18 protein-coding genes are annotated in these 18,988 nt (G+C 60.4%); 12 read left to right on the top strand and 6 right to left on the bottom strand.

All coding sequences use genetic code 11. The features are described from left to right. Window positions 1-133: 133 nt before the first annotated feature. The 6 genes from GH665_RS21030 to GH665_RS21005 all read left to right on the top strand — a co-directional run bounded on the left by GH665_RS21030 (window position 134) and on the right by GH665_RS21005 (window position 6,541). Window positions 134-1,339, top strand: coding sequence for a cation:proton antiporter (locus GH665_RS21030; protein ID WP_153138042.1), 1,206 nt, complete (start codon window positions 134-136; stop codon window positions 1,337-1,339). 140 nt (window positions 1,340-1,479) lie between these two features. Continuing rightward, on the top strand, window positions 1,480-2,595 hold the full coding sequence (locus GH665_RS21025; RefSeq protein WP_153138040.1) for a YbdK family carboxylate-amine ligase: 1,116 nt from the start codon (window positions 1,480-1,482) through the stop codon (window positions 2,593-2,595). Between the two features lie 536 nt (window positions 2,596-3,131). After that, window positions 3,132-3,770 carry a MarR family winged helix-turn-helix transcriptional regulator gene (locus GH665_RS21020; protein WP_153138038.1) on the top strand — a complete coding sequence of 213 codons (639 nt, stop codon included), beginning with the start codon at window positions 3,132-3,134 and terminating at the stop codon, window positions 3,768-3,770. A 128-nt stretch (window positions 3,771-3,898) separates the two neighbouring features. Further along, entirely contained in the window at window positions 3,899-4,612 is a 714-nt protein-coding gene (locus GH665_RS21015) for a glutamine amidotransferase (protein WP_153138036.1), read from the top strand. 74 nt (window positions 4,613-4,686) lie between these two features. Beyond that, on the top strand, window positions 4,687-5,799 hold the full coding sequence (locus GH665_RS21010; RefSeq protein ID WP_153138034.1) for an NADH:flavin oxidoreductase/NADH oxidase: 1,113 nt from the start codon (window positions 4,687-4,689) through the stop codon (window positions 5,797-5,799). A 220-nt stretch (window positions 5,800-6,019) separates the two neighbouring features. Beyond that, window positions 6,020-6,541 (top strand): SET domain-containing protein, encoded by a 522-nt coding sequence (locus GH665_RS21005; RefSeq protein WP_153138033.1) that lies wholly within the window; start codon window positions 6,020-6,022, stop codon window positions 6,539-6,541. A gap of 82 nt (window positions 6,542-6,623) precedes the next feature. Here GH665_RS21005 and GH665_RS21000 read toward each other — a convergent pair whose 3' ends face one another. Next, window positions 6,624-8,126, bottom strand: coding sequence for a sensor histidine kinase (locus GH665_RS21000; protein ID WP_153138031.1), 1,503 nt, complete (start codon window positions 8,124-8,126; stop codon window positions 6,624-6,626). A gap of 143 nt (window positions 8,127-8,269) precedes the next feature. Continuing rightward, entirely contained in the window at window positions 8,270-8,956 is a 687-nt protein-coding gene (locus GH665_RS20995) for a response regulator transcription factor (protein ID WP_028197606.1), read from the bottom strand. 181 nt (window positions 8,957-9,137) lie between these two features. Here GH665_RS20995 and GH665_RS20990 point away from each other — a divergent pair, with 181 nt between their 5' ends. Then, window positions 9,138-9,362: a DUF3717 domain-containing protein gene (locus GH665_RS20990; RefSeq protein WP_153138610.1), complete on the top strand. Its 225-nt coding sequence runs from the start codon at window positions 9,138-9,140 to the stop codon at window positions 9,360-9,362. Window positions 9,363-9,456: 94 nt separating this feature from the next. Here GH665_RS20990 and GH665_RS20985 read toward each other — a convergent pair whose 3' ends face one another. Continuing rightward, the gene (locus GH665_RS20985; protein ID WP_279228820.1) at window positions 9,457-9,801 is read right to left on the bottom strand and encodes a 4a-hydroxytetrahydrobiopterin dehydratase; all 345 of its coding nucleotides are present in this window, start codon (window positions 9,799-9,801) and stop codon (window positions 9,457-9,459) included. A gap of 49 nt (window positions 9,802-9,850) precedes the next feature. After that, a complete protein-coding gene (phhA, locus tag GH665_RS20980; protein WP_153138029.1) occupies window positions 9,851-10,741 on the bottom strand; it encodes a phenylalanine 4-monooxygenase in 891 nt (296 codons plus the stop codon). A gap of 148 nt (window positions 10,742-10,889) precedes the next feature. Here phhA and GH665_RS20975 point away from each other — a divergent pair, with 148 nt between their 5' ends. Continuing rightward, window positions 10,890-11,381 (top strand): Lrp/AsnC family transcriptional regulator, encoded by a 492-nt coding sequence (locus GH665_RS20975; protein ID WP_120346414.1) that lies wholly within the window; start codon window positions 10,890-10,892, stop codon window positions 11,379-11,381. Window positions 11,382-11,471: 90 nt separating this feature from the next. On the opposite strand, the gene GH665_RS20970 is transcribed toward GH665_RS20975, so the two are convergent. After that, on the bottom strand, window positions 11,472-12,008 hold the full coding sequence (locus tag GH665_RS20970; protein WP_028197601.1) for a class IV adenylate cyclase: 537 nt from the start codon (window positions 12,006-12,008) through the stop codon (window positions 11,472-11,474). Between the two features lie 236 nt (window positions 12,009-12,244). Further along, a complete protein-coding gene (locus tag GH665_RS20965; RefSeq protein ID WP_153138027.1) occupies window positions 12,245-13,144 on the bottom strand; it encodes a LysR family transcriptional regulator in 900 nt (299 codons plus the stop codon). Window positions 13,145-13,280: 136 nt separating this feature from the next. Here GH665_RS20965 and GH665_RS20960 point away from each other — a divergent pair, with 136 nt between their 5' ends. The 4 genes from GH665_RS20960 (at window position 13,281) to GH665_RS20945 (ending at window position 18,950) form a co-directional block, all read left to right on the top strand. Continuing rightward, window positions 13,281-14,819: a CoA-acylating methylmalonate-semialdehyde dehydrogenase gene (locus GH665_RS20960; RefSeq protein WP_153138025.1), complete on the top strand. Its 1,539-nt coding sequence runs from the start codon at window positions 13,281-13,283 to the stop codon at window positions 14,817-14,819. Between the two features lie 645 nt (window positions 14,820-15,464). Beyond that, a complete protein-coding gene (locus GH665_RS20955; protein ID WP_153138023.1) occupies window positions 15,465-17,171 on the top strand; it encodes a GMC family oxidoreductase in 1,707 nt (568 codons plus the stop codon). A 244-nt stretch (window positions 17,172-17,415) separates the two neighbouring features. Further along, the gene (locus tag GH665_RS20950) at window positions 17,416-18,195 is read left to right on the top strand and encodes an ABC transporter ATP-binding protein (protein ID WP_028198418.1); all 780 of its coding nucleotides are present in this window, start codon (window positions 17,416-17,418) and stop codon (window positions 18,193-18,195) included. Further along, window positions 18,192-18,950, top strand: a complete 759-nt coding sequence (locus tag GH665_RS20945) for an ABC transporter ATP-binding protein (protein ID WP_153138021.1) — start codon at window positions 18,192-18,194, stop codon at window positions 18,948-18,950. Before GH665_RS20950 ends, GH665_RS20945 begins: the two co-directional genes overlap by 4 nt. The last annotated feature ends 38 nt before the right edge of the window (window positions 18,951-18,988 follow it).

Raw genomic sequence — 18,988 nt, 5'->3', positions numbered from 1 at the left:
CCGATCATTGAAAACTCGCAACGCGGGTCACGCGAAGCGATCGCAACAGTGAGCGCCTCATGCGCTCAGCCGCTCACCGGTGTTGAGGCCGGTTCGTGTCGTCTGCCGTTGCTGCCAAGGAGAACCCATCACAATGAAGTCGGCGTTTTCATTTTTTCCAGCCTGGCCACTCACTCCCGACGCCATTTTTTGGGCCGGTCTCGCCTTGCTCGCCGCTGGCCTGTGCGGTGAACTCTGCTTTCGCGCGTGGCGTTTGCCACGCATTTCCGGGTATGCGGTCATCGGTCTGATAGCAGGCGCTGCCGGTTTCGGCGTGATCGACGCGGAGTCCGCGAACGCCGCCCGGCCGCTGCTCGACGTCGCGCTCGGTTTGCTGTTGTTCGAACTGGGCAGCCGGCTCGATCTACGCTGGATCCGCCGCAATCCCTGGTTGATTCTGTCGAGCGTCGCCGAAGCCACGCTGACGTTCGCGCTGGTGTTGCCGGTGCTGCTGTTTCTGAAGGTGCCGCTGATGGTGGCAACGGTGCTCGCCGCGATTGCGATGGCGACTTCGCCGGCCATGGTGATCCAGCTCAAAACCGAGCTGCGCGCGGAAGGCCAGGTGACTCAACGGTTGTTGACCCTGACCGCGTTGAACAGCATGTACGCGGTGGTGATCGAAAAGCTGGTCTCGAGCTGGTTGCATCAGGAGGTTTACGGCAACGTCTATGCCACGATTCTGCAACCGCTTTATCTGCTGGTCGGCTCGCTCGTACTGGCCTATCTGCTTGCACGCACCTGCACGTTTTTTTATCGACGTCTGAACATGCAGGACGAGCATTCGTTTGTCGCGCTATTCGGCCTCGTACTGCTGGCGATTGCGATTGCGCACGTGTTCAAGCTTTCCACCATTCTTGCGTTGCTGGCTGCGGGCATCATCGTTAAGAATCTTGAAGCGCGTCCGCAGTTGTGGCCGGAGCATTTCGGCACGGCAGGCTGGCTGCTGACCGTGATTCTGTTCGTGCTGACGCTGACTTCGTTCGAATGGAAAGACATCGCGCTCGGCGGTGTCGCTGCGCTGGGTCTGATTATTGCGCGGCTGGTTGCGAAACTGGTGGGCGTGATGGCCTTTGCCAAGCCGAGCGGTTTGAACTGGAAGCAGGGCATGGCCCTCGGTTTGTCGCTCTCGCCGATGTCGGCGCTTGCGTACCTGCTCGTCGACGATACCTACAACCTTTATCCGAATTTCGATCCACAACTGCGCGCGATCGTGATGTGTTCGATTTTCGTGCTGCAGATTCTCGGGCCGTGGCTCGTGTATCGCAGCCTGGCGCTGGTGGCCGAACGGCGTGAAGAGTAACGCAGCACTGCTACTCGATGCGCTGGATGCCTGATTTGCGCGCTTTACCCTCGTTTTATCCTGTTTATTCGTTTCAAAAAAACGGCCGGACCTGTGACACAACCATGTGACACACCGGCCGACCTGACTCAGGGGACGCTATGTCACTCGAACCCTTCATCGATTCGAAACCGTTCACCTTCGGTGTCGAACTCGAAATGCAGATCGTGAATACGCATGACTATGATCTGACCAAAGCCGGCTCGGACCTGCTGCGCCTCATCAAGGATGAAAAAATCCCCGGCAACATCACGCCGGAAATCACCGAAAGCATGATCGAGTTGTCGACCGGTATCTGCACGACGCATGAACAGGCCGTCACCGATTTGCGCAAGATCCGCGACACGCTGGTTTCCGCTGCGGATCATCTGAACGTCGGCTTGTGCGGTGGCGGCACGCATGCATTCCAGCAATGGAGTGAAAGGCAGATTGTCGATACACCGCGCTTTCAGTATCTTTCGGAGTTGTACGGCTATCTTGCCAAGCAATTTACGGTGTTCGGACAGCACGTGCACATCGGCTGTCCGGATCCGAACAGCGCGCTGTACCTGCTGCATTCCATGTCGCGCTTCATTCCGCATTTCATCGCCTTGTCCGCTTCGTCGCCGTTCGTGCAGGGTGTCGATACCGGTTTTCATTCGGCACGACTGAATTCCGTGTTTGCGTTTCCGTTGTCGGGGCGCGCGCCATTCGTGCTGACGTGGGACAGCTTCGAGGAATATTTCTCGAAGATGGTTCACACGGGCGTGGTCAACAGCATGAAAGATTTCTACTGGGACATCCGGCCGAAGCCGGGTTTCGGCACGATCGAAGTTCGCGTGATGGATACGCCGTTTTCCGTCGATCGCGCGGCAGCGATTGCCTGCTACATCCAGACCCTTGCACGGCATCTGCTGCTCGACAAGCCGATCACGCCGAAAGAAGACGATTACCTTGTCTACACTTTCAACCGTTTTGAAGCATGCCGCTTCGGACTGGCCGGCAACTGCATCAATCCGCAAACGAGCGAGCGCAAGACGATTTCCGAAGATATCCTCGAAACGCTTGATCTGATTGCACCGCACGCCGAAGCATTGGGTTCGGGCAAAGCGCTCGCCGAAATCGGCGCGATCGCACGCGGTCAGGTCAATGACGCGGCGTGGCTGCGCGGTGTCTTCGAACGGGAAAAGTCCTTGCACGAAGCCGTAAGGCAGCAGTGTTTGCAGTGGCGAGCCTAGCCGGAGACGGGATTGGTTACGTTAAACCGTAAGGAAACCCGCTTCGTGCGGGTTTTTTTTCGTAAATAAATTTCCAGCTCGCGGGGTCTTAGGTTTTTCAAAAATTTACGTATACAAACGTAGTAGTAGTTAACAAGCATTGCATCTGCCTGTGGACAACTGAATAATTCCCTGAAAAGTCAAAGTGCTAGGTAAACCATAACCAGGCGGATCCGGGGTGCATCGGAGCCGGTAAACGAGGACAACTTTGGTAAGGATAGCGGGGGCTGCTTGCTTATCAAGAATCGGCACACAGGCGATCCCCTATGTTTTCCCATGGTTATCCACAGCTTATGTTGGATAACTTAGCTGTACGATTGGCCGGTCTCGCATAGAATGTCGCTTTAGCTGCCTTTGGCTGGTAAGGCGGTAAATTTTTGAGATAGTAGAAACCGTCTCGTCTGCTTTTGGGCGAGGCTACCCCACACAGGCTACGGGCTTGTTCGGCAGCGGTTCGCCGACATTGCACGCAAGCTTTAATAAACCAAACGAAGATTATGAGCGAAGGCGTATACGGAGAACAGGCAACCGGGCGAGTGACCCACAGCCTATTGCGATTGAGCACGGCCATGCGGAGCCAGGCTTGGGAATGGGCGGAAGGCGCAGGCCTTACGCCGACCCAGGGCGAAATCCTGGTCTTGCTGATGCAACGCAAGGGCCCGATGCGTCTTGGCGAAATTGCCCGCGAAACGGCGTTGACCGCCGCAACCACCAGCGATGCCGTGAGCACGCTCGAGACCAAAGGCCTGGTCGAAAAACGCCGTGCCCTCGACGACGGCCGCGCCCTCGCGGTCCGTCTGACGGCGCGTGGCCGCACCGCCGCGAAGCGCGCTGCGCAATGGCCGGACTTTCTGGCCAAAGCGGTCGGCACGCTGCGCGACGAAGAGCAGACGCTGTTCTATCGCACGCTGCTCAAGACCATCCATCAGCTGGAAGTGCAAGGCACGATTCCGCCGCACCGCATGTGCCTGACCTGCACGCATTTCGAGCCCAGCAAGACGCCGAAGAAGACGCCGCATCATTGCGCGCTGCTCAATCTGAAGATGTCGGACACGGACGTGCGTCTCGATTGCTCGGTGTACGAAGCGGCTGACATCGCCACCCAGAAGAAGACCTGGAAGATCTTCGCCCAATAAGGCGGCGTCTTTCAGGACATTCCGCTACACTGCCAAACCGTGCTCCGGCGGCCGGCGATTGCCGGCCGCCGGGCGGTTCGCGCCGCGTAGCGGCAAGTCTTTAGTCAACCTGAAGGTGGGGCAGGCTGATGAATCGCGAAGTTCTGGCCATTCGCCATGTGCACTTCGAGGATCTGGGCAGTCTTGAGCTGGAGCTCGGCGAGCGCGGTCGGCCGGTGCGCTATCTCGATGTCGGCTTTGCCCGTATCGAAGCGCCGGACCCGGTCGCCGCATCGCTCATGGTAATCCTGGGCGGCCCGATCAGTGCAACTGACGACGTGCTCTATCCGACGCTCGTGCCGTTGCTCTCCATGATCGAAAAGCGCATCGCCGCCGGTTTGCCGACGCTCGGCATCTGCCTCGGCGCGCAACTGATCGCGCGTGCGCTCGGCGCGCGGGTCTATCCCGCCGGCCATACCGAACTCGGCTGGACACCGCTCACGCTCACCGATGCCGGCCGTGCTTCGCCGGTGCGCCATCTGGACGGCGCGCTCACGTCGATGCTGCATTGGCATGGCGACACCTTCGATCTGCCCGACAACGCCACACGTCTCGCTTCGACGCCTGCCTGCGAAAACCAGGCATTCGCCTGGGGCAGCCACGTGCTGGGTCTGCAATGCCATCCTGAGATTCGCGCTGACCGGTTCGAGCCCTGGCTGATCGGCAACGCCGGCGAGATTGCCGGCCATGGTATCGACGTACGCCGTTTGCGAGCCGAGACAGCGCAGTTCGGTCCGGTACTGGAAACCGCGGCGCGCCGGATGTTTGGCGAGTGGCTCGATCAGGTCGAACCGAAACCCTGATCCGCGCGCGCCTGCAGACAATTACCCGCGGTGCTATGCTCGTCCGCTCTTGGGGTTTTTACAGGGCGTAATCCATGAGCGCGCTTTTCTCTCCGCTCACGCTGCGTAGCGTGACGCTTCCCAACCGCATCGTCGTCTCCCCAATGTGCCAGTACTCCGCCGAACGTGGCGAGGCTACCGCGTGGCACATGATCCATCTCGGCAGTCTTGCGCTGTCGGGCGCCGGCATGCTGTGCATCGAGGCGACCGCTGTCGAGCCGGATGGGCGCATCACGCCGGGCGATCTCGGACTGTGGGACGACGCCACCGAAACGGCTCTGGTGCCGGTTCTCGCCGCGATCCGCAAGCATTCGCACATTCGCGTTGCGATGCAGTTGTCACATGCGGGACGCAAGGCGTCGAGTCACGTGCCTTGGGAAGGCGGTCAACTGATTACCGTTTCGCAAGGCGGCTGGCTGCCGCATGCGCCGTCGGCGTTGCCGCATAAAGCGGGTGAAGAGCCGCCACTCGCGCTCGATACACCTGGGCTGAACCGGATTCGCGAAGCGTTCGCGGCTTCCGCGCGGCGTGCCGCGCGCCTCGGCGTCGACGCGCTGGAAGTGCATGCGGCGCATGGCTATCTGCTGCATCAGTTCCTGTCGCCGATCGCCAATCAACGCAACGACGATTACGGTGGTTCGCTCGAGAACCGCATGCGCTTTCCGCTCGAAATCTTCGACATCGTGCGCGCGGCGTTTCCGGCCGACAAACCGGTCGGCGTACGCGTCTCGGCAACTGACTGGGTGGAAGGCGGCTGGACGCTCGAAGAGACGATCGTATTCGCGCAGGAGTTGAAAAAGCGTGGCTGCGACTGGATCGATGTGTCGTCCGGCGGTGTCTCGCCGTTGCAGAAGATTCCGCTCGAGCCGGGTTATCAGATTCCTTTTGCACGGGCCGTCAAACAGGCAACCGGCCTCACGACCATCGGCGTGGGCCTGATCACCGATCCGCTGCACGCCGAACAACTCATCGAAGAAGGTGACGCCGATCTGATCGCACTGGCGCGTGCATTGCTCTACAACCCGCGTTGGCCGTGGCATGCCGCGGCTCAACTCGGCGCGACAGTCGAAGCGCCGCCGCAGTATTGGCGTTCGCAACCACGCGAGCAAAAGGCGCTGTTCGGCGAGATTTCATTCGGACAACGGTGAAGCTGCACACGCACGTTGTACGTTCACGTCTTTTTGACGGTTGAAGGAAGCCGTCTTGAGCGTGTAGGATGCCGGATGTGGCGCATGAGCGTCGCAGGTCGACGCGGCGCTCGCAAGGCGCCGCGTTTGCTATCCGCGTCAGAAAAAGCAGCGCGTCAGACGCGGGCATTTCTGGCGACTGCCGGATCTTCACCCCCAGTTCTTCACAAGGATTCATTCAATGAGTTCACGCAGGATCGCCGTGCGCCGTTCGGGTGTGCACGGCAAAGGCGTGTTTGCCACCGAGCCGATTGCGGCGGGTGAACGGCTGATCGAATACAAGGGTGAGCGGATCTCCTGGAAGGAAGCGTTGCGCCGTCATCCGCATAACCCGGCCGAACCGAATCACACGTTCTACTTCGCGCTCGATAACGGCAAGGTGATCGACGGCAAGGTGGATGGCAATAGCGCGCGCTGGATCAACCATTCGTGCGCGCCGAATTGCGAAGCCGAAGAGATCGACGGTCATGTGTACGTGCACGCGCTGCGCGACATCGCCGAGGGCGAGGAAGTCTTTTACGACTACGGCCTCGTTATCGACGCACGCCAGACCAAGAAGCTGAAGAAGGAATACGAATGCCGCTGCGGCGCGCGCAAGTGCCGCGGCACGATGCTGGCGCGGCCGGAGAAAGAGAAGGGCGCGTCCAGATCGGACAAGACGGAGAAGGCGAAAACGTCCGGGAAAAAGGCGAAGAAGAAATAAAGCGGGCCGCCTGAGTTGAGCACCACGTTGAACGTTGGTGGACTCGAGGCGGCCCTCAGCAGCGGGTTGACCTGCTGCAGAATCAGATATCGATCGGCGCCGAGTGCGCCGATTTTTTTGCCGGACGCCGTGCCTCGATATCGACGTCGTGGTGAACGCTGATCGGAACAAGCGGAATGCGCACGATGAAGCGCGCCCCGCCTTCCGGCGCATCTTCGTAATGCACGCTGCCGTGATGCAGCACCATGATGTCATGAACGATTGCGAGACCGAGACCGGCGCCGCTATCCACACCGGCTTCGCTCTGACCGTCGCCGCGGAAGAATCGTTTGAACAGATCGGCTTGCTGTGTGTACGGCACGCCCGGCCCATTGTCCTCGACGATGATCTCGGCCATACGCAGTTCGTCGATCACGGTTTGCGACACCGTTACGGTGATCCGGCCGCCATCGAAGCGTGAAGGCGGCACGTACTTGAGCGCGTTATCCAGCAGATTGGCGATCACTTCGTGCAGCAGCACCGGATTACCGCGCACCATCAGCGGATGATCGTTGGCCGGATCGTCGAGCCGCTGGAAGCCGAGGTCGACGTGGAACGTCAGCGCGCGCGGCACCCATTCCGCACCCGTATCGAATGCGAGCGCGGCCATATCCACGTTGACGAAACGTGCGGCTTGTTCGCCCGGTTCGGCGCGCGCCAGCGAAAGCAACTGATTCGACAGCCGTACGGCACGGTCGGCGGCTGCGCGCAGCTCACGGACTGCCGCAAGCGTTTGCTGCGGGTCTCGCGCGACCGCGGCCTGCTCCGCATGCAGCTTGACGGCGGTGAGTGGCGTGCGCAGCTGATGCGCGGCGTCGGCGATAAATTTGCGTTGGCCGTCGAGGGCGGTTTTCAGGCGATCGAGCAGCGCGTTGAGCGCGCCGGTAAGGGGCCGGATTTCAACCGGTACATAGGTTTCGTCCACCGGCTCGAGCGACGTATGAGTCTGTCGGTTCAGCGAGTCCGCGAGATCGGTAAGCGGATTGAGCTGTTGATTGACCACGCGCCATACGATCGCCCAGCCGGCCAGCAGCAGCAACAGCAGCGGCATCATGATCGCGACCAGAAACTCGGCGGCAATGCGAAAACGATGATGCACCGGCTGACCGACTTCGACGACGATCGGATTACCGCTGGGCTGATCGACGCGCACCTGCGCCACGCGCACCGTCACGCCCTGGTGCTGGGTTTCGAAGACGTACGCATAGTGCATGCGCCGCACGCTGGTGCCTTGCAGCGGCAGATTGTGGTCGCCGGCGATCTCGGTTTCGCCGTTGCTGATTCGATAGACGAGATGTTCGACCGGATCGGAGAACATGGCCTGCGCGAGCGGTGGCACCGTTACCTTGGCGTTAGGGCCGGCAATCTGAATCTGTTTGGAGATCGCGGTGGCGAGGTCGGCAAGCGAGCGGTCGACCACATGCTGCGTGTACTGCCACGCCAGCCAGTAAGCGATCAGGCCGCTCATCAGGGCGAGCAGCGAAAGGGGAGCAGCGAGGCGCCGCAGCAGCGTGCGGCGCAGACTATTGGCGGCCGGCTGGGGCATGATCGAACGCGCAGGAAAGGGGCAACGGCGAAACGCACCGTGGCGCCGTGAAAACTCGCCGGTTGCCGGCGAACTGCGCACCGAGTGCGCGGCGCCGGCCCGGCGCCGTCAGGCCGCAAAACAGCGTGCGGCCCTTGTGGCGATTATGCGGCCTGACGGATTTCCTGCAACAGGTAACCGAAGCCACGCACCGTGACGATTTCGACACGGCAGTTTTCAAGCTTTTTACGCACCCGGTGCACGTAGACTTCGATCGCGGTGTCGCCGAGATCGCCGCCGAAGTGCGTCAGATGGTCTTGCAACTGAGCCTTGCTGACCACGCGGCCGTGGCGCAGCAGCAGCATTTCGAGCACTGCGAATTCACGCGGCGACAGTTCGAGCGGCTTGTCGTCGTTGAAAATGCGGCGATCGACGCCCGACAGACGCACACCGCCCAGCGACACTTCCGGACGCGGCATGTCGCCGTGCGGACCGCTGCGGCGCATCACCGCGCGGATGCGCGCTTCGAGTTCGGTGGGTTCAAACGGCTTCAGCATGTAGTCGTCCGCGCCCGAATTCAGGCCTTGAACGCGGTCGTTCAGCTCGTCGCGCGCGGTGAGGATGATCACCGGCGTGTGGCGATTGCTCTGACGGAAGCGCGCGAGCAGCGTCATGCCGTCGATACCGGGCAGGCCCAGATCGAGGATCACCAGCTCATGGCGATTTTGGGTGAGGGCCTGTTCGGCGAAAATGCCGTCATGGACCATGTCGACGGTGAAGCCGGCTTGTTCGAGACTACTTTGGATGCCGCGTGCGATGGGGCGGTCATCTTCGATCAGAAGGAGTCGCATGGATTTCGCTCAAGTACAATGGTTTTAGGCGTCTGGGCAAGCGGTTCGCCGGGGCGCCTGCTGCACAGGCAGCATGCTGCGTGGCCGTGCCGGACTGGCACAAGGTGGTCACGAAACAGCTATCGAGCAGTCTGAAGTTGCACTGGCAGCCAAACAGCAGCCACCGGGCGATCACGACGTCATGTCCGAGATAAGCATTCACGAACTGGAAGCCGCAATCAACTTCTGGCGCGCCCGCTCACCTTCGAGCGGCGACGAACTCGTTCTGTGCAAGGAGGCAAGCGCGCTCTCCAAGCCGTATGCGCTGATGATTGTACAGCGTCAGCAGACGCTATCGCCGGATCGTTTAGACGGGATTGCCAGGCAAGCGTGGGATTCTTACGTCTGCCTTAATAATAGCCTGTAGAACTGAAGGTTTGGGCGCCGGATTGCCTGCAATGCCCTTTCATTACCGTCAAATCACTCGATGCAGGGCGCATCGAGGTATCTGAGCGCTTGTATTAAGCAGTAATACTGTCGATAAATTGTGCCAATTTGATGTCCCGCTGGGTCAGGCCATTCGCTTCATGCGTGGACAGAGTGATCTCCACCTTGTTGTACACGTTGAACCATTCGGGATGGTGATCCATCTCCTGCGCCTTGATTGCCACGCGCGTCATAAAACCGAATGCTTCGTTGAAGTCGGCGAACTTGAATTGGCGCTGGATCGCGTCGCGGCCCGCTACGGCTTGCCAGCCGTGCAGTTCCGTCATTAGCGTGGCGCGTTCTTCGGAAGTGAGTTTATTAATCATGATGCGACCTCGTTGATCTGAACAGGCACGCCAGTGGGCATGCGCACCCGCTATTTTTTCACGGATGCCGTCAGCCTGCTGTCGGATTGCTCCGATTGTGTTTTCAGATATCGCCGTCGGCTTGCCAGCCTTCCTGCGAGCCCCGCGTGAGGACGTCATCACACGTGAGCAGGTCGCCTGCAGCGAAGGCCGGCTGCGCGGCCAGCCTGGCCAGCAGCGGCGCGAAATCGGTTTGCGCCACGCTGAACAATTGCGCGAAGTCGTCGATGACAAAGTAGCTTTTCTGGAACGTGTCGATGCGGTAGCGCGTACGCATCACGCGTTCGAGATCGAAGCCAAGCCGGTTCGGCGCCGCGCTTTGCTGGCTGTAGAGCGTCTCGCCTTTGCTCGACACGATGCCCGCGCCGTAGATCTTCACGCCGTTCGGACTCGCCGGGTCGCGGATCAGGCCAAACTCGACTGTGTACCAATAGAGCCGTGCGAGCAGCGGCAGGGCGCCGGCGTCGTTAGCGGCAAGCGCGGCGCGGCCGTATGCATGCATGTAGTCCGCGAACACCGGATTAATCAGCAGCGGCACGTGGCCGAACAGATCGTGAAAACAGTCCGGTTCCTGCAGATAATCGAGCTGATCGGGACGGCGCATCCACCACGTCACCGGGAAACGGCGGTTCGCCAGATGCTCGAAGAACACCTGGTCGGGCACGAGTCCCGGTACGGCGACGATTTGCCAGCCGGTCGCGGGCGTCAGCCTGGCGTTGATTTCATCGAACGAGGGCACGCGATCGGACGGCATGCCGATACGGTCGACGCCCGCCAGAAACTCATCGCACACGCGACCCTTGAGCAGCGCGGTTTGACGTGCATAAAGCTGTTGCCAAACCGCGTGGTCGACGGCGCCGTATCGTTCGATTGGCTGATCGATGGTGAAGTCGGCGCGAGTTTCGAGGCCGGCGTCGAATTGCTCTTTGAGTTTGGCGGTGTTGGCTGTGGACATGATGCTGCACGCTCTGCGGCGACTGCGGGTTGAAACGGTGATGCAAGTGTAGAGCGGGCAGCGTGCGGAAAGGGCGCAATGATGGCGTTATGGTGTTGATATATGCAATAATCGTGCATAAAATACGGATTTAATGCGGATATAAATCATGCTGGAACTTGATCACTTCGATCTCGCGCTGCTGGATGTACTTCAGCGCTTCGGCCGGGCTACGCATCAGCAATTGGCGGAGCAGGTGCCGCTGTCGCCGTCGCAGATCGGACGGCGCTTGCAGCGCCTGGAGCAGGTGGGGGTGGTGGACGGCTATCGTGTCGTGCTGCGTCCAGAAAAATTGGGGCTCGGCGTGACCGCTTTTACGAGTCTGAAGCTGAAGCATCACGGCGACTCGATCATCGAGCAATTCCAGCAGCAGATCGAGGTGCTACCGGAAGTACTGGAATGTCACGCGGTGGTCGGCGACGCCGATTATCTGTTGCGCATTGTGGCGCCCGACCTGAATTATCTGTCGACCTTCGTGATGAAGAAGTTGATGCGTGTGCCGGGCGTGGATAGCGTGCGCTCCAATATCGTGTTGACCACGTTCAAGCGCAATGGGCCGTTGCCGCTGGGTCATCTGTCGCCGGGAGCGGCGGCTGTTTGAGGCGGTGGCTTCCGGTGCTGCGGGTGTTGAGGGTTTTCAGGGCCGCGGTTTCAGCATGAGTGCCTTCGCGGCCCTTGATTCTTCCTAGGTTTACGCAGCTTGCTTCGGTTCACTGTCCGGACTCAGCAAATCGACGTAGGCCACTGCCACCAGGTCCGATTCCGGCACGCCAAGAGTCTGGAACATTGCGTGCGCTTCGGCATGGCCGCTTTCTTCGTCGTCGTCCTGCGCCAGCACGACTTCGAGTTCGACGAAGTCGCCCAGACCATCGACCCGGTCCAGATGGATCCGCGTACGGCCCGTCAGATACACATGGCGTTCCTTCGTGACGATGCCGCGCGTGGTCAGCGCCGTGGCCAGCAACGCGTGCATGGCTTCAGGGTTGGTCACCGGGCTGCGCGTGTAGTACGACGCCTTTGGGCCATCGCGGTCGTCGCGCTGATAGAAGATCAGTTCGGCCGGCGTGCCGTCGTCGAACTGGCGCAGCTTCAGGCGGCCGCGCGGCACGTCGTAGAAAAAGTCCTGTTGGCGGAAGATCAGCGGGGCGTCAGGTGCAAGCTTTGCGGCTCGCTCGCGCAGTTGCTCGAAGTGCTGGGCGCGGGCTTTGATTTCAATGTTGCGTGCCATGTCAGGCTCCTGTCGAAGGATGGCGTGGTCGGCAGCTTCCGGTGTTGCCGGGGCGAAGCTGCCGGGAAGGGCGAAGTCAGACGGAACAAGAACGAAGCGGGCCGGCGCGTGAGCGCGAACCCTCAATCTAACAAAAAGCGCGTGACGGCGTTGTTTCGGCCGGCGGCAATGCGGCTGTCATGAGCGCCGCTCATATCCGCGGCATGCTCGGCCGCTTGTGCGGCACTTATGTGACCTTATGTCGCCCATTGCTGCTCGATCAGCTTCAACGCGGCGGCAATCGCCGGTTCGTCCCGGCGCTCGGCCAGCGTGATAAAGCTGAGCTGGGTCGGCACGGTGATGCCTTCGACGATGGTCAACGCGTGCGCGTGCGCTTCGGCGATCGCCGTGGCGTCGCGCGCGAGCGTCAGACCGACGCCCGACTTGACCAGATCGAGCATCGACGGCTCCTGATCCACTTCCGCCACCTTAACCGGTTTTACGCCGGCTTCGTCGAAGCAGCGTGACAACAATCGATTGTGCGCGGAGGCGGGCGGCGTCCAGATCCACGGCAGCGCGGCAAGCGAGCGCCAGTCGCGTGCGCCTTTCACGCGATCTTTCCAGCCTGCCGGCGCGAGCACGCGGTATTGGAAGTGCGTGAGCGTGACGGCGTGAAAGGCGGCGCTGTCGCGGCTGGCGTCGTCGGATGGCAGGCCGATGTAATAGCCGACATCCAGCTCTCCCGCGCGAACCTGCTCCAGCACCCAGCCCGACATGCCGTGGCGCAAGGCCGTTTCAATGTGCGGCCAGGTTTCCACCAGTTGCTTGAGAAAGCCGCCGAGACGCAGAAAAGCCGGATCGAGAATCGTGCCGATCCGTAATCGACCGCGCACTTCATGACGTAGCGACGCCGCCGCGCGCTCCACGTCGCCCGCCGCGCCCAGCGCGCGTTCCGCATGGGGCAGCAGGGCCTGCCCATCGCGGGTCAGCGAAAGCCCGTGCGAGGTCCGGGTAAACAGCGTCACGCCGAGCGTCTCCTGCAAATGCTTGATTTGCAGGCTGACGGCAGGTTGGGTCAGGTGAAGTTGCACCGCGGCACGCGTGAGGTTGCCTTCGCGCGCGACGGTGACGAACGCCCGTAGCAGAGTCAGATCCATATCCTGATATTAGCGCGGCTTATAGCGCAGTTGAGCATTACTCATTGGATTTGTCGCCCCGAAGCGCCGTACGCTTGCCTTCATCACGCTGCTAGCAACGGGCGGAGGAATACTTTCACAGGAAGAGGACAGGACGATGAGCGAGACATATCAGGACGAGAGCGTGCGCAGCGAGACGAGCGCCCGCGCGTTGACCCATTTCATCAACGGCAAGACGGTTGAAGGCACGAGCGGCCGTTTCGGCGACGTCTTCAATCCTGCGCTTGGCAGCGTGAGCGCGCGCGTGCCGCTGGCGAGCGTCGCCGAGGTGGATGCGGCGGTCGCGGCCGCCAATGCCGCGTTTCCTGCATGGAGCGAAACCGCGCCGATCAAGCGGGCGCGGGTGCTGTTCAAGTTCAAGGAATTGCTCGACCGTCACCATGACGAACTGGCGGAACTGATTACGCGTGAGCACGGCAAGGTGTTTTCCGATGCGAAGGGCGAGGTGATGCGCGGCATCGAGATTGTCGAGTTTGCGTGCGGCATTCCGAATCTGTTGAAGACCGATTTCACCGACCAGATCGGCGGCGGCATCGATAACTGGAATCTGCGTCAGCCGTTGGGCGTGGTCGCCGGTATTACGCCGTTCAATTTCCCGATGATGGTGCCGTGCTGGATGTTTCCGGTGGCGATTGCATGCGGCAACACGTTTGTGCTGAAGCCGTCGGAGCGTGATCCTTCCGCGTCGAACCGACTGGCTGAATTGCTGAAAGAGGCGGGATTGCCGGATGGCGTGTTCAACGTCGTGCATGGCGACAAGGTAGCGGTGGATGCGTTGCTGGTGCATCCCGAGGTGAGTGCGTTGTCGTTTGTCGGTTCGACGCCGATTGCGGAATATATCTATACGGAAGGCACGAAGCACGGCAAGCGTGTGCAGGCTTTGGGCGGTGCGAAGAATCATCTGGTGGTGATGCCGGACGCGGATCTCGATCAGGCTGTCGATGCATTGATCGGCGCCGCATATGGGTCAGCGGGCGAGCGCTGCATGGCAATTTCGGTGGCCGTTGCGGTGGGACATATTGCCGATGAATTGATCGAGCGACTGACACCGCGAGTGAAGAGCCTGAAGATTTTGAACGGGATGGAAAAGGAAGCCGAGATGGGGCCGTTGGTGACGGCGGCGCATCGCGAGAAGGTGGCGGGTTATATCGATGCCGGCGTTACGGCGGGTGCGAAGCTCGTTGTCGATGGACGTGGTCATCAGGTGGCTGGACATGAGAAGGGGTTCTTTCTCGGCGGCACGTTGTTCGACGATGTCTCGACCGACATGAAGATTTATCGCGAAGAGATTTTTGGTCCTGTGCTGTGTGTTGTGCGGGTGCCGGATTTTGCTTCTGCTGTTGAGCTTATTAACGCTAACGAGTTTGCTAATGGGGTGGCGTTGTTTACCTCGGATGGTGGCGTGGCTCGGGCTTTTTCGCGGCAGATTCAGATCGGGATGGTGGGCATTAATGTGCCGATTCCTGTGCCGATGGCGTGGCATTCTTTTGGTGGGTGGAAGAGGTCTCTGTTTGGGGATCATCATGCCTACGGGGAGGAGGGTGTGCGGTTTTATACGCGCTACAAGAGCATTATGCAGAGGTGGCCGGATAGTATTGGGAAGGGGGCTGAGTTCACTATGCCGGTGGCTAAGTAACTGGTTTTTTGCCGGGCCGGCGGTTTTGTTTGGTTGTGCTTGTGTGGCGTTGGCCTTTCCTTGCTGTGTTAGTGGTCTATTAGCGTTGCCCCTGTGCGGGGCAGCACCTACTTTTCTTTGCCTGCCGCAAAGAAAAGTAGGCAAAAGAAAGCGGCTCACACCGCTAGCTCATAAGTGGGTCCCCTGGCTTGGAGGGGGTAGTGGTGCATCTGGAATCTGTCCCATCGCACACTGTGCGTTAGTGACAAAGCGCTCATCAACTCCCACTCCGCACTACGTGCGTCGCGGATGGGTTTGCCAGGGAAACCTGGCCGGCGATTTGCATAACTGATGGTGTGATGAACTGGGCGTCGGCGCGCGCAGCGTCGCCGGAGGTATGACTGCCTTGTCACTGAGGCGGAGTGTGCGATGGGACAGATTCCAGATGCACCACTACCGCGGCTGTGCGGGGGACCCGCTTAAGAATTAGCGGTTTGAGCCGCTTTCTTTTGCCTACTTTTCTTTGCGGCAGGCAAAGAAAAGTAGGTGCCCCCCCGCACAGGGGGAACGCTAATAGACCACTAACAAAACAAGGAAAGGCCAACGCCATACAAGCACAACCAAACAAAACCGCCGAACAGGCAAAAAAGCTTAGGAGACGAAACGATGAGCATCACAGAAAAAACACCCCCCCGCCTGGAAGGCGAATTCGACTACATCATAGTAGGCGCCGGCACGGCAGGTTGCGTCCTCGCCAACCGCCTTTCGGAAGACCCGGAAATCCAGGTCCTGCTCCTGGAAGCCGGCGGCAAAGACGACTACCACTGGATCCACGTACCGGTAGGCTACCTCTACTGCATCGGCAATCCCCGCACGGACTGGCTCTACAAAACCCAATCGGAACCCGGCCTGAACGGCCGCTCCCTCTCATATCCCCGCGGACGCGTACTGGGCGGCAGTTCGTCGATCAACGGCATGATCTACATGCGCGGCCAGCGCGAAGACTACGATGAATGGGCCCGCGTCACCAATGACGCCTCGTGGTCCTGGAACGCCGTCCTCCCAATCTTCAAACGTAGCGAAGACCACCACGCCGGTGTATCCGAATCGCATGGAGCAGGCGGCCCATGGCGTGTCGAAAAGCAGCGTCTGAAATGGAAGATCCTCGAGGAGTTCTCGCAAGCGGCGCAACAAACCGGCATACCCGCCACCGACGACTTCAATCGCGGCGACAACACCGGCGTCGGCTACTTCGACGTCAATCAGAAACGCGGTATCCGTTGGAACGCATCGAAAGCATTCCTGCGTCCGGCGCTCAAACGTCCGAATCTCACCGTCATTACCGGCGCGCACACCCAGCGCGTCGTGTTCGAAGGACGCCGCTGCACCGGCGTCGAATATCGCGGCGATAACACCGACTATCTTGCCAAAGCCCGTTGTGAAGTGATCCTCAGTTCCGGCGCAGTCAACTCACCACAATTGCTCGAACTCTCGGGAATCGGCAATGGCGCGCGTCTGCAAAATCTTGGCATCGAGGTCGTAAAGGATCTGCGCGGGGTCGGCGAGAATTTGCAGGACCATCTGCAATTGCGTATGGCCTATAAAGTCGACGGCGTGCGCACGCTCAATACCGCCTCCGCTCATTGGTGGGGCAAGCTGATGATCGGCATGCAGTACGCGCTTTTTCAAAGCGGCCCCATGTCGATGTCACCGTCGCAACTCGGCGCATTCGCCAAATCCGATCCGGACGATCGCCTGCTGACGCGCCCCGACCTCGAGTATCACGTGCAGCCGCTCTCGCTCGATCGTTTTGGTGAACCGCTGCATCGCTTCAACGCGTTCACCGCGTCAGTGTGCCAGTTGCGGCCGACCTCGCGTGGCAGTATTCATATCGAATCACCCGATGCGTCGACGCCACCGTTGATCGCGCCGAACTACCTGTCCACCGATTACGACCGGCATGTCGCCGCCAACGCGTTGCGCCTCACGCGCCGCATCGCCGCTGCACCCGCGCTCGCACCCTATCGGCCGCAGGAGATTCTGCCCGGCATCCAGTACCAGACCGAAGAAGAGCTTCAGCAGGCCGCAGGCGCGGTCGGCACCACCATCTTTCATCCGGTCGGCACCTGCCGCATGGGCACCACCGACGATCCCGGCACCGTCGTCGACAACCGCTTACGCGTTCTCGGCGTTGACGGATTGCGTGTGGTCGATGCGTCGATCATGCCTTTCATCACCTCGGGCAACACCAATTCGCCGACGCTGATGATCGCCGAACGCGCCAGCGACATGATCCGCGAAGACCGTCGCGCGCGTGTGGCCGGCAGCGTCCCTGTTCAAACGAGCGCGGCGCCGTCCATGTCCGCCGTGTGACATGCCTTGGGGCCAGCCTTACCTTTGGCGCATGCAGTCGTCATCCACTAAGTGCAAATCCCAATGAATGCGCTGCATCATTGGCGCGACAATGGCAGCCATGCTGCGTGTCGCCCCATGGATTACCGTCCGGATTGGTGCAGCACGCCAACGAGCGGCACGGGGGTGTCGCCGTTATCAAACGTCGCGCAGCCGTTCGCGCGGAAGATCGTAGTGCTTCGCCTTACTCCGTATGGAAGGGAACATGATTCTCGGCGATACGATTCTCGAAACGCGCGGCCTCACCCGCGAGTTCAAAGGCTTCATTGCCGTGAACGGGGTGAACCTGCGCGTGCGCCGTGGCTCGATCCATGCGCTGATCGGCCCGAATGGGGCTGGCAAGACCACCTGCTTCAATCTGCTCACCAAATTTCTGGAACCGACTGCGGGCCAGATCGTCTTCAACGGGATCGACATCACCAATGAACGTCCGGCGCAAATCGCCCGGCGCGGCATCATCCGCTCGTTTCAGATCTCCGCCGTATTTCCGCATCTGACGGCATTGCAGAACGTGCGCATCGGTTTGCAGCGCGTGCTCGGCACGGCATTTCACTTCTGGAAGAGCGAACGCACGCTGCATCAACTCGACGATCGGGCGATGGACCTGCTCACGCAAGTCGGTTTGACCGATTTCGCCGATGTATTGACGGTCGAGCTTTCATATGGCCGCAAGCGCGCGCTGGAAATTGCCACCACACTCGCGATGGAGCCCGAGTTGATGCTGCTCGACGAACCCACGCAAGGCATGGGCCATGAAGACGTCGATCGCGTCACGGCGTTGATCAAGAAAGTCTCGAGCGGCCGTACGATCCTGATGGTCGAGCACAACATGAATGTGATCGCCGGGATCTCCGACACCATCACCGTCCTGCAACGAGGCGAAGTGCTCGCCGAAGGCAGCTATGCCGAAGTGTCGAAGAATCCGCTCGTGATGCAGGCCTATATGGGCAGCGCGGACGCTGCGCTTGCCGGAGCCCACGCATGAATACGATTGCCGAGCGCGAAAGCGTCGAGGTGAGCGGCACGGCTGGGGGTGCCCCCGCGCTGGAGATCGCGGGTTTGCAGGCATGGTACGGGGAGTCCCATATCCTGCATGGCGTCGACCTGACGGTGAACCGCGGCGAAGTTGTCACGCTGCTGGGCCGTAACGGCGCGGGGCGCACCACCACACTGCGCGCAATCATGGGGCTAACGGGCCGACGCACCGGTTCGATCCGCATCGGCGGACGCGAAACCATCAACCTGCCCACGCATCGCATCGCGCATTGCGGCATTGGCTATTGTCCGGAAGAGCGCGGCATTTTTTCGAGCCTCTCATGCGAGGAAAACCTGCTGTTGCCGCCACCCGTCGGCGACAAGGCCCACATGATGTCGCTCGAAGAAATCTATTCGATGTTCCCGAATCTGCAGGAACGCCGCATGAGCCAGGGCACACGGCTTTCGGGCGGCGAACAGCAGATGCTGGCCGTCGCGCGCATTCTTCGTACCGGCGCGAGTTTGCTGCTGCTCGACGAAATCTCGGAAGGCCTCGCGCCCGTCATCGTGCAAGCGCTGGCACGCATGATCATGACGCTCAAGGCGCGCGGCTACACGGTCGTGATGGTTGAACAGAATTTCCGCTTTGCCGCTCCACTTGCCGATCGCTTTTACGTGATGGAGCACGGTGCGATCGTCGAGCACTTCGAGGCCAACGAGCTCGAAAGCAAGATGCCGGTGTTGCACGACCTACTGGGCGTATAAAAAGCGTCCGATTGCCTCTGATAACCACAAGTGAAGAA

The organism is Paraburkholderia agricolaris (genome assembly GCF_009455635.1).
Classification (GTDB): Bacteria; Pseudomonadota; Gammaproteobacteria; order Burkholderiales; family Burkholderiaceae; genus Paraburkholderia; species Paraburkholderia agricolaris.
This window is presented reverse-complemented; position numbering and strand designations above follow the sequence as displayed.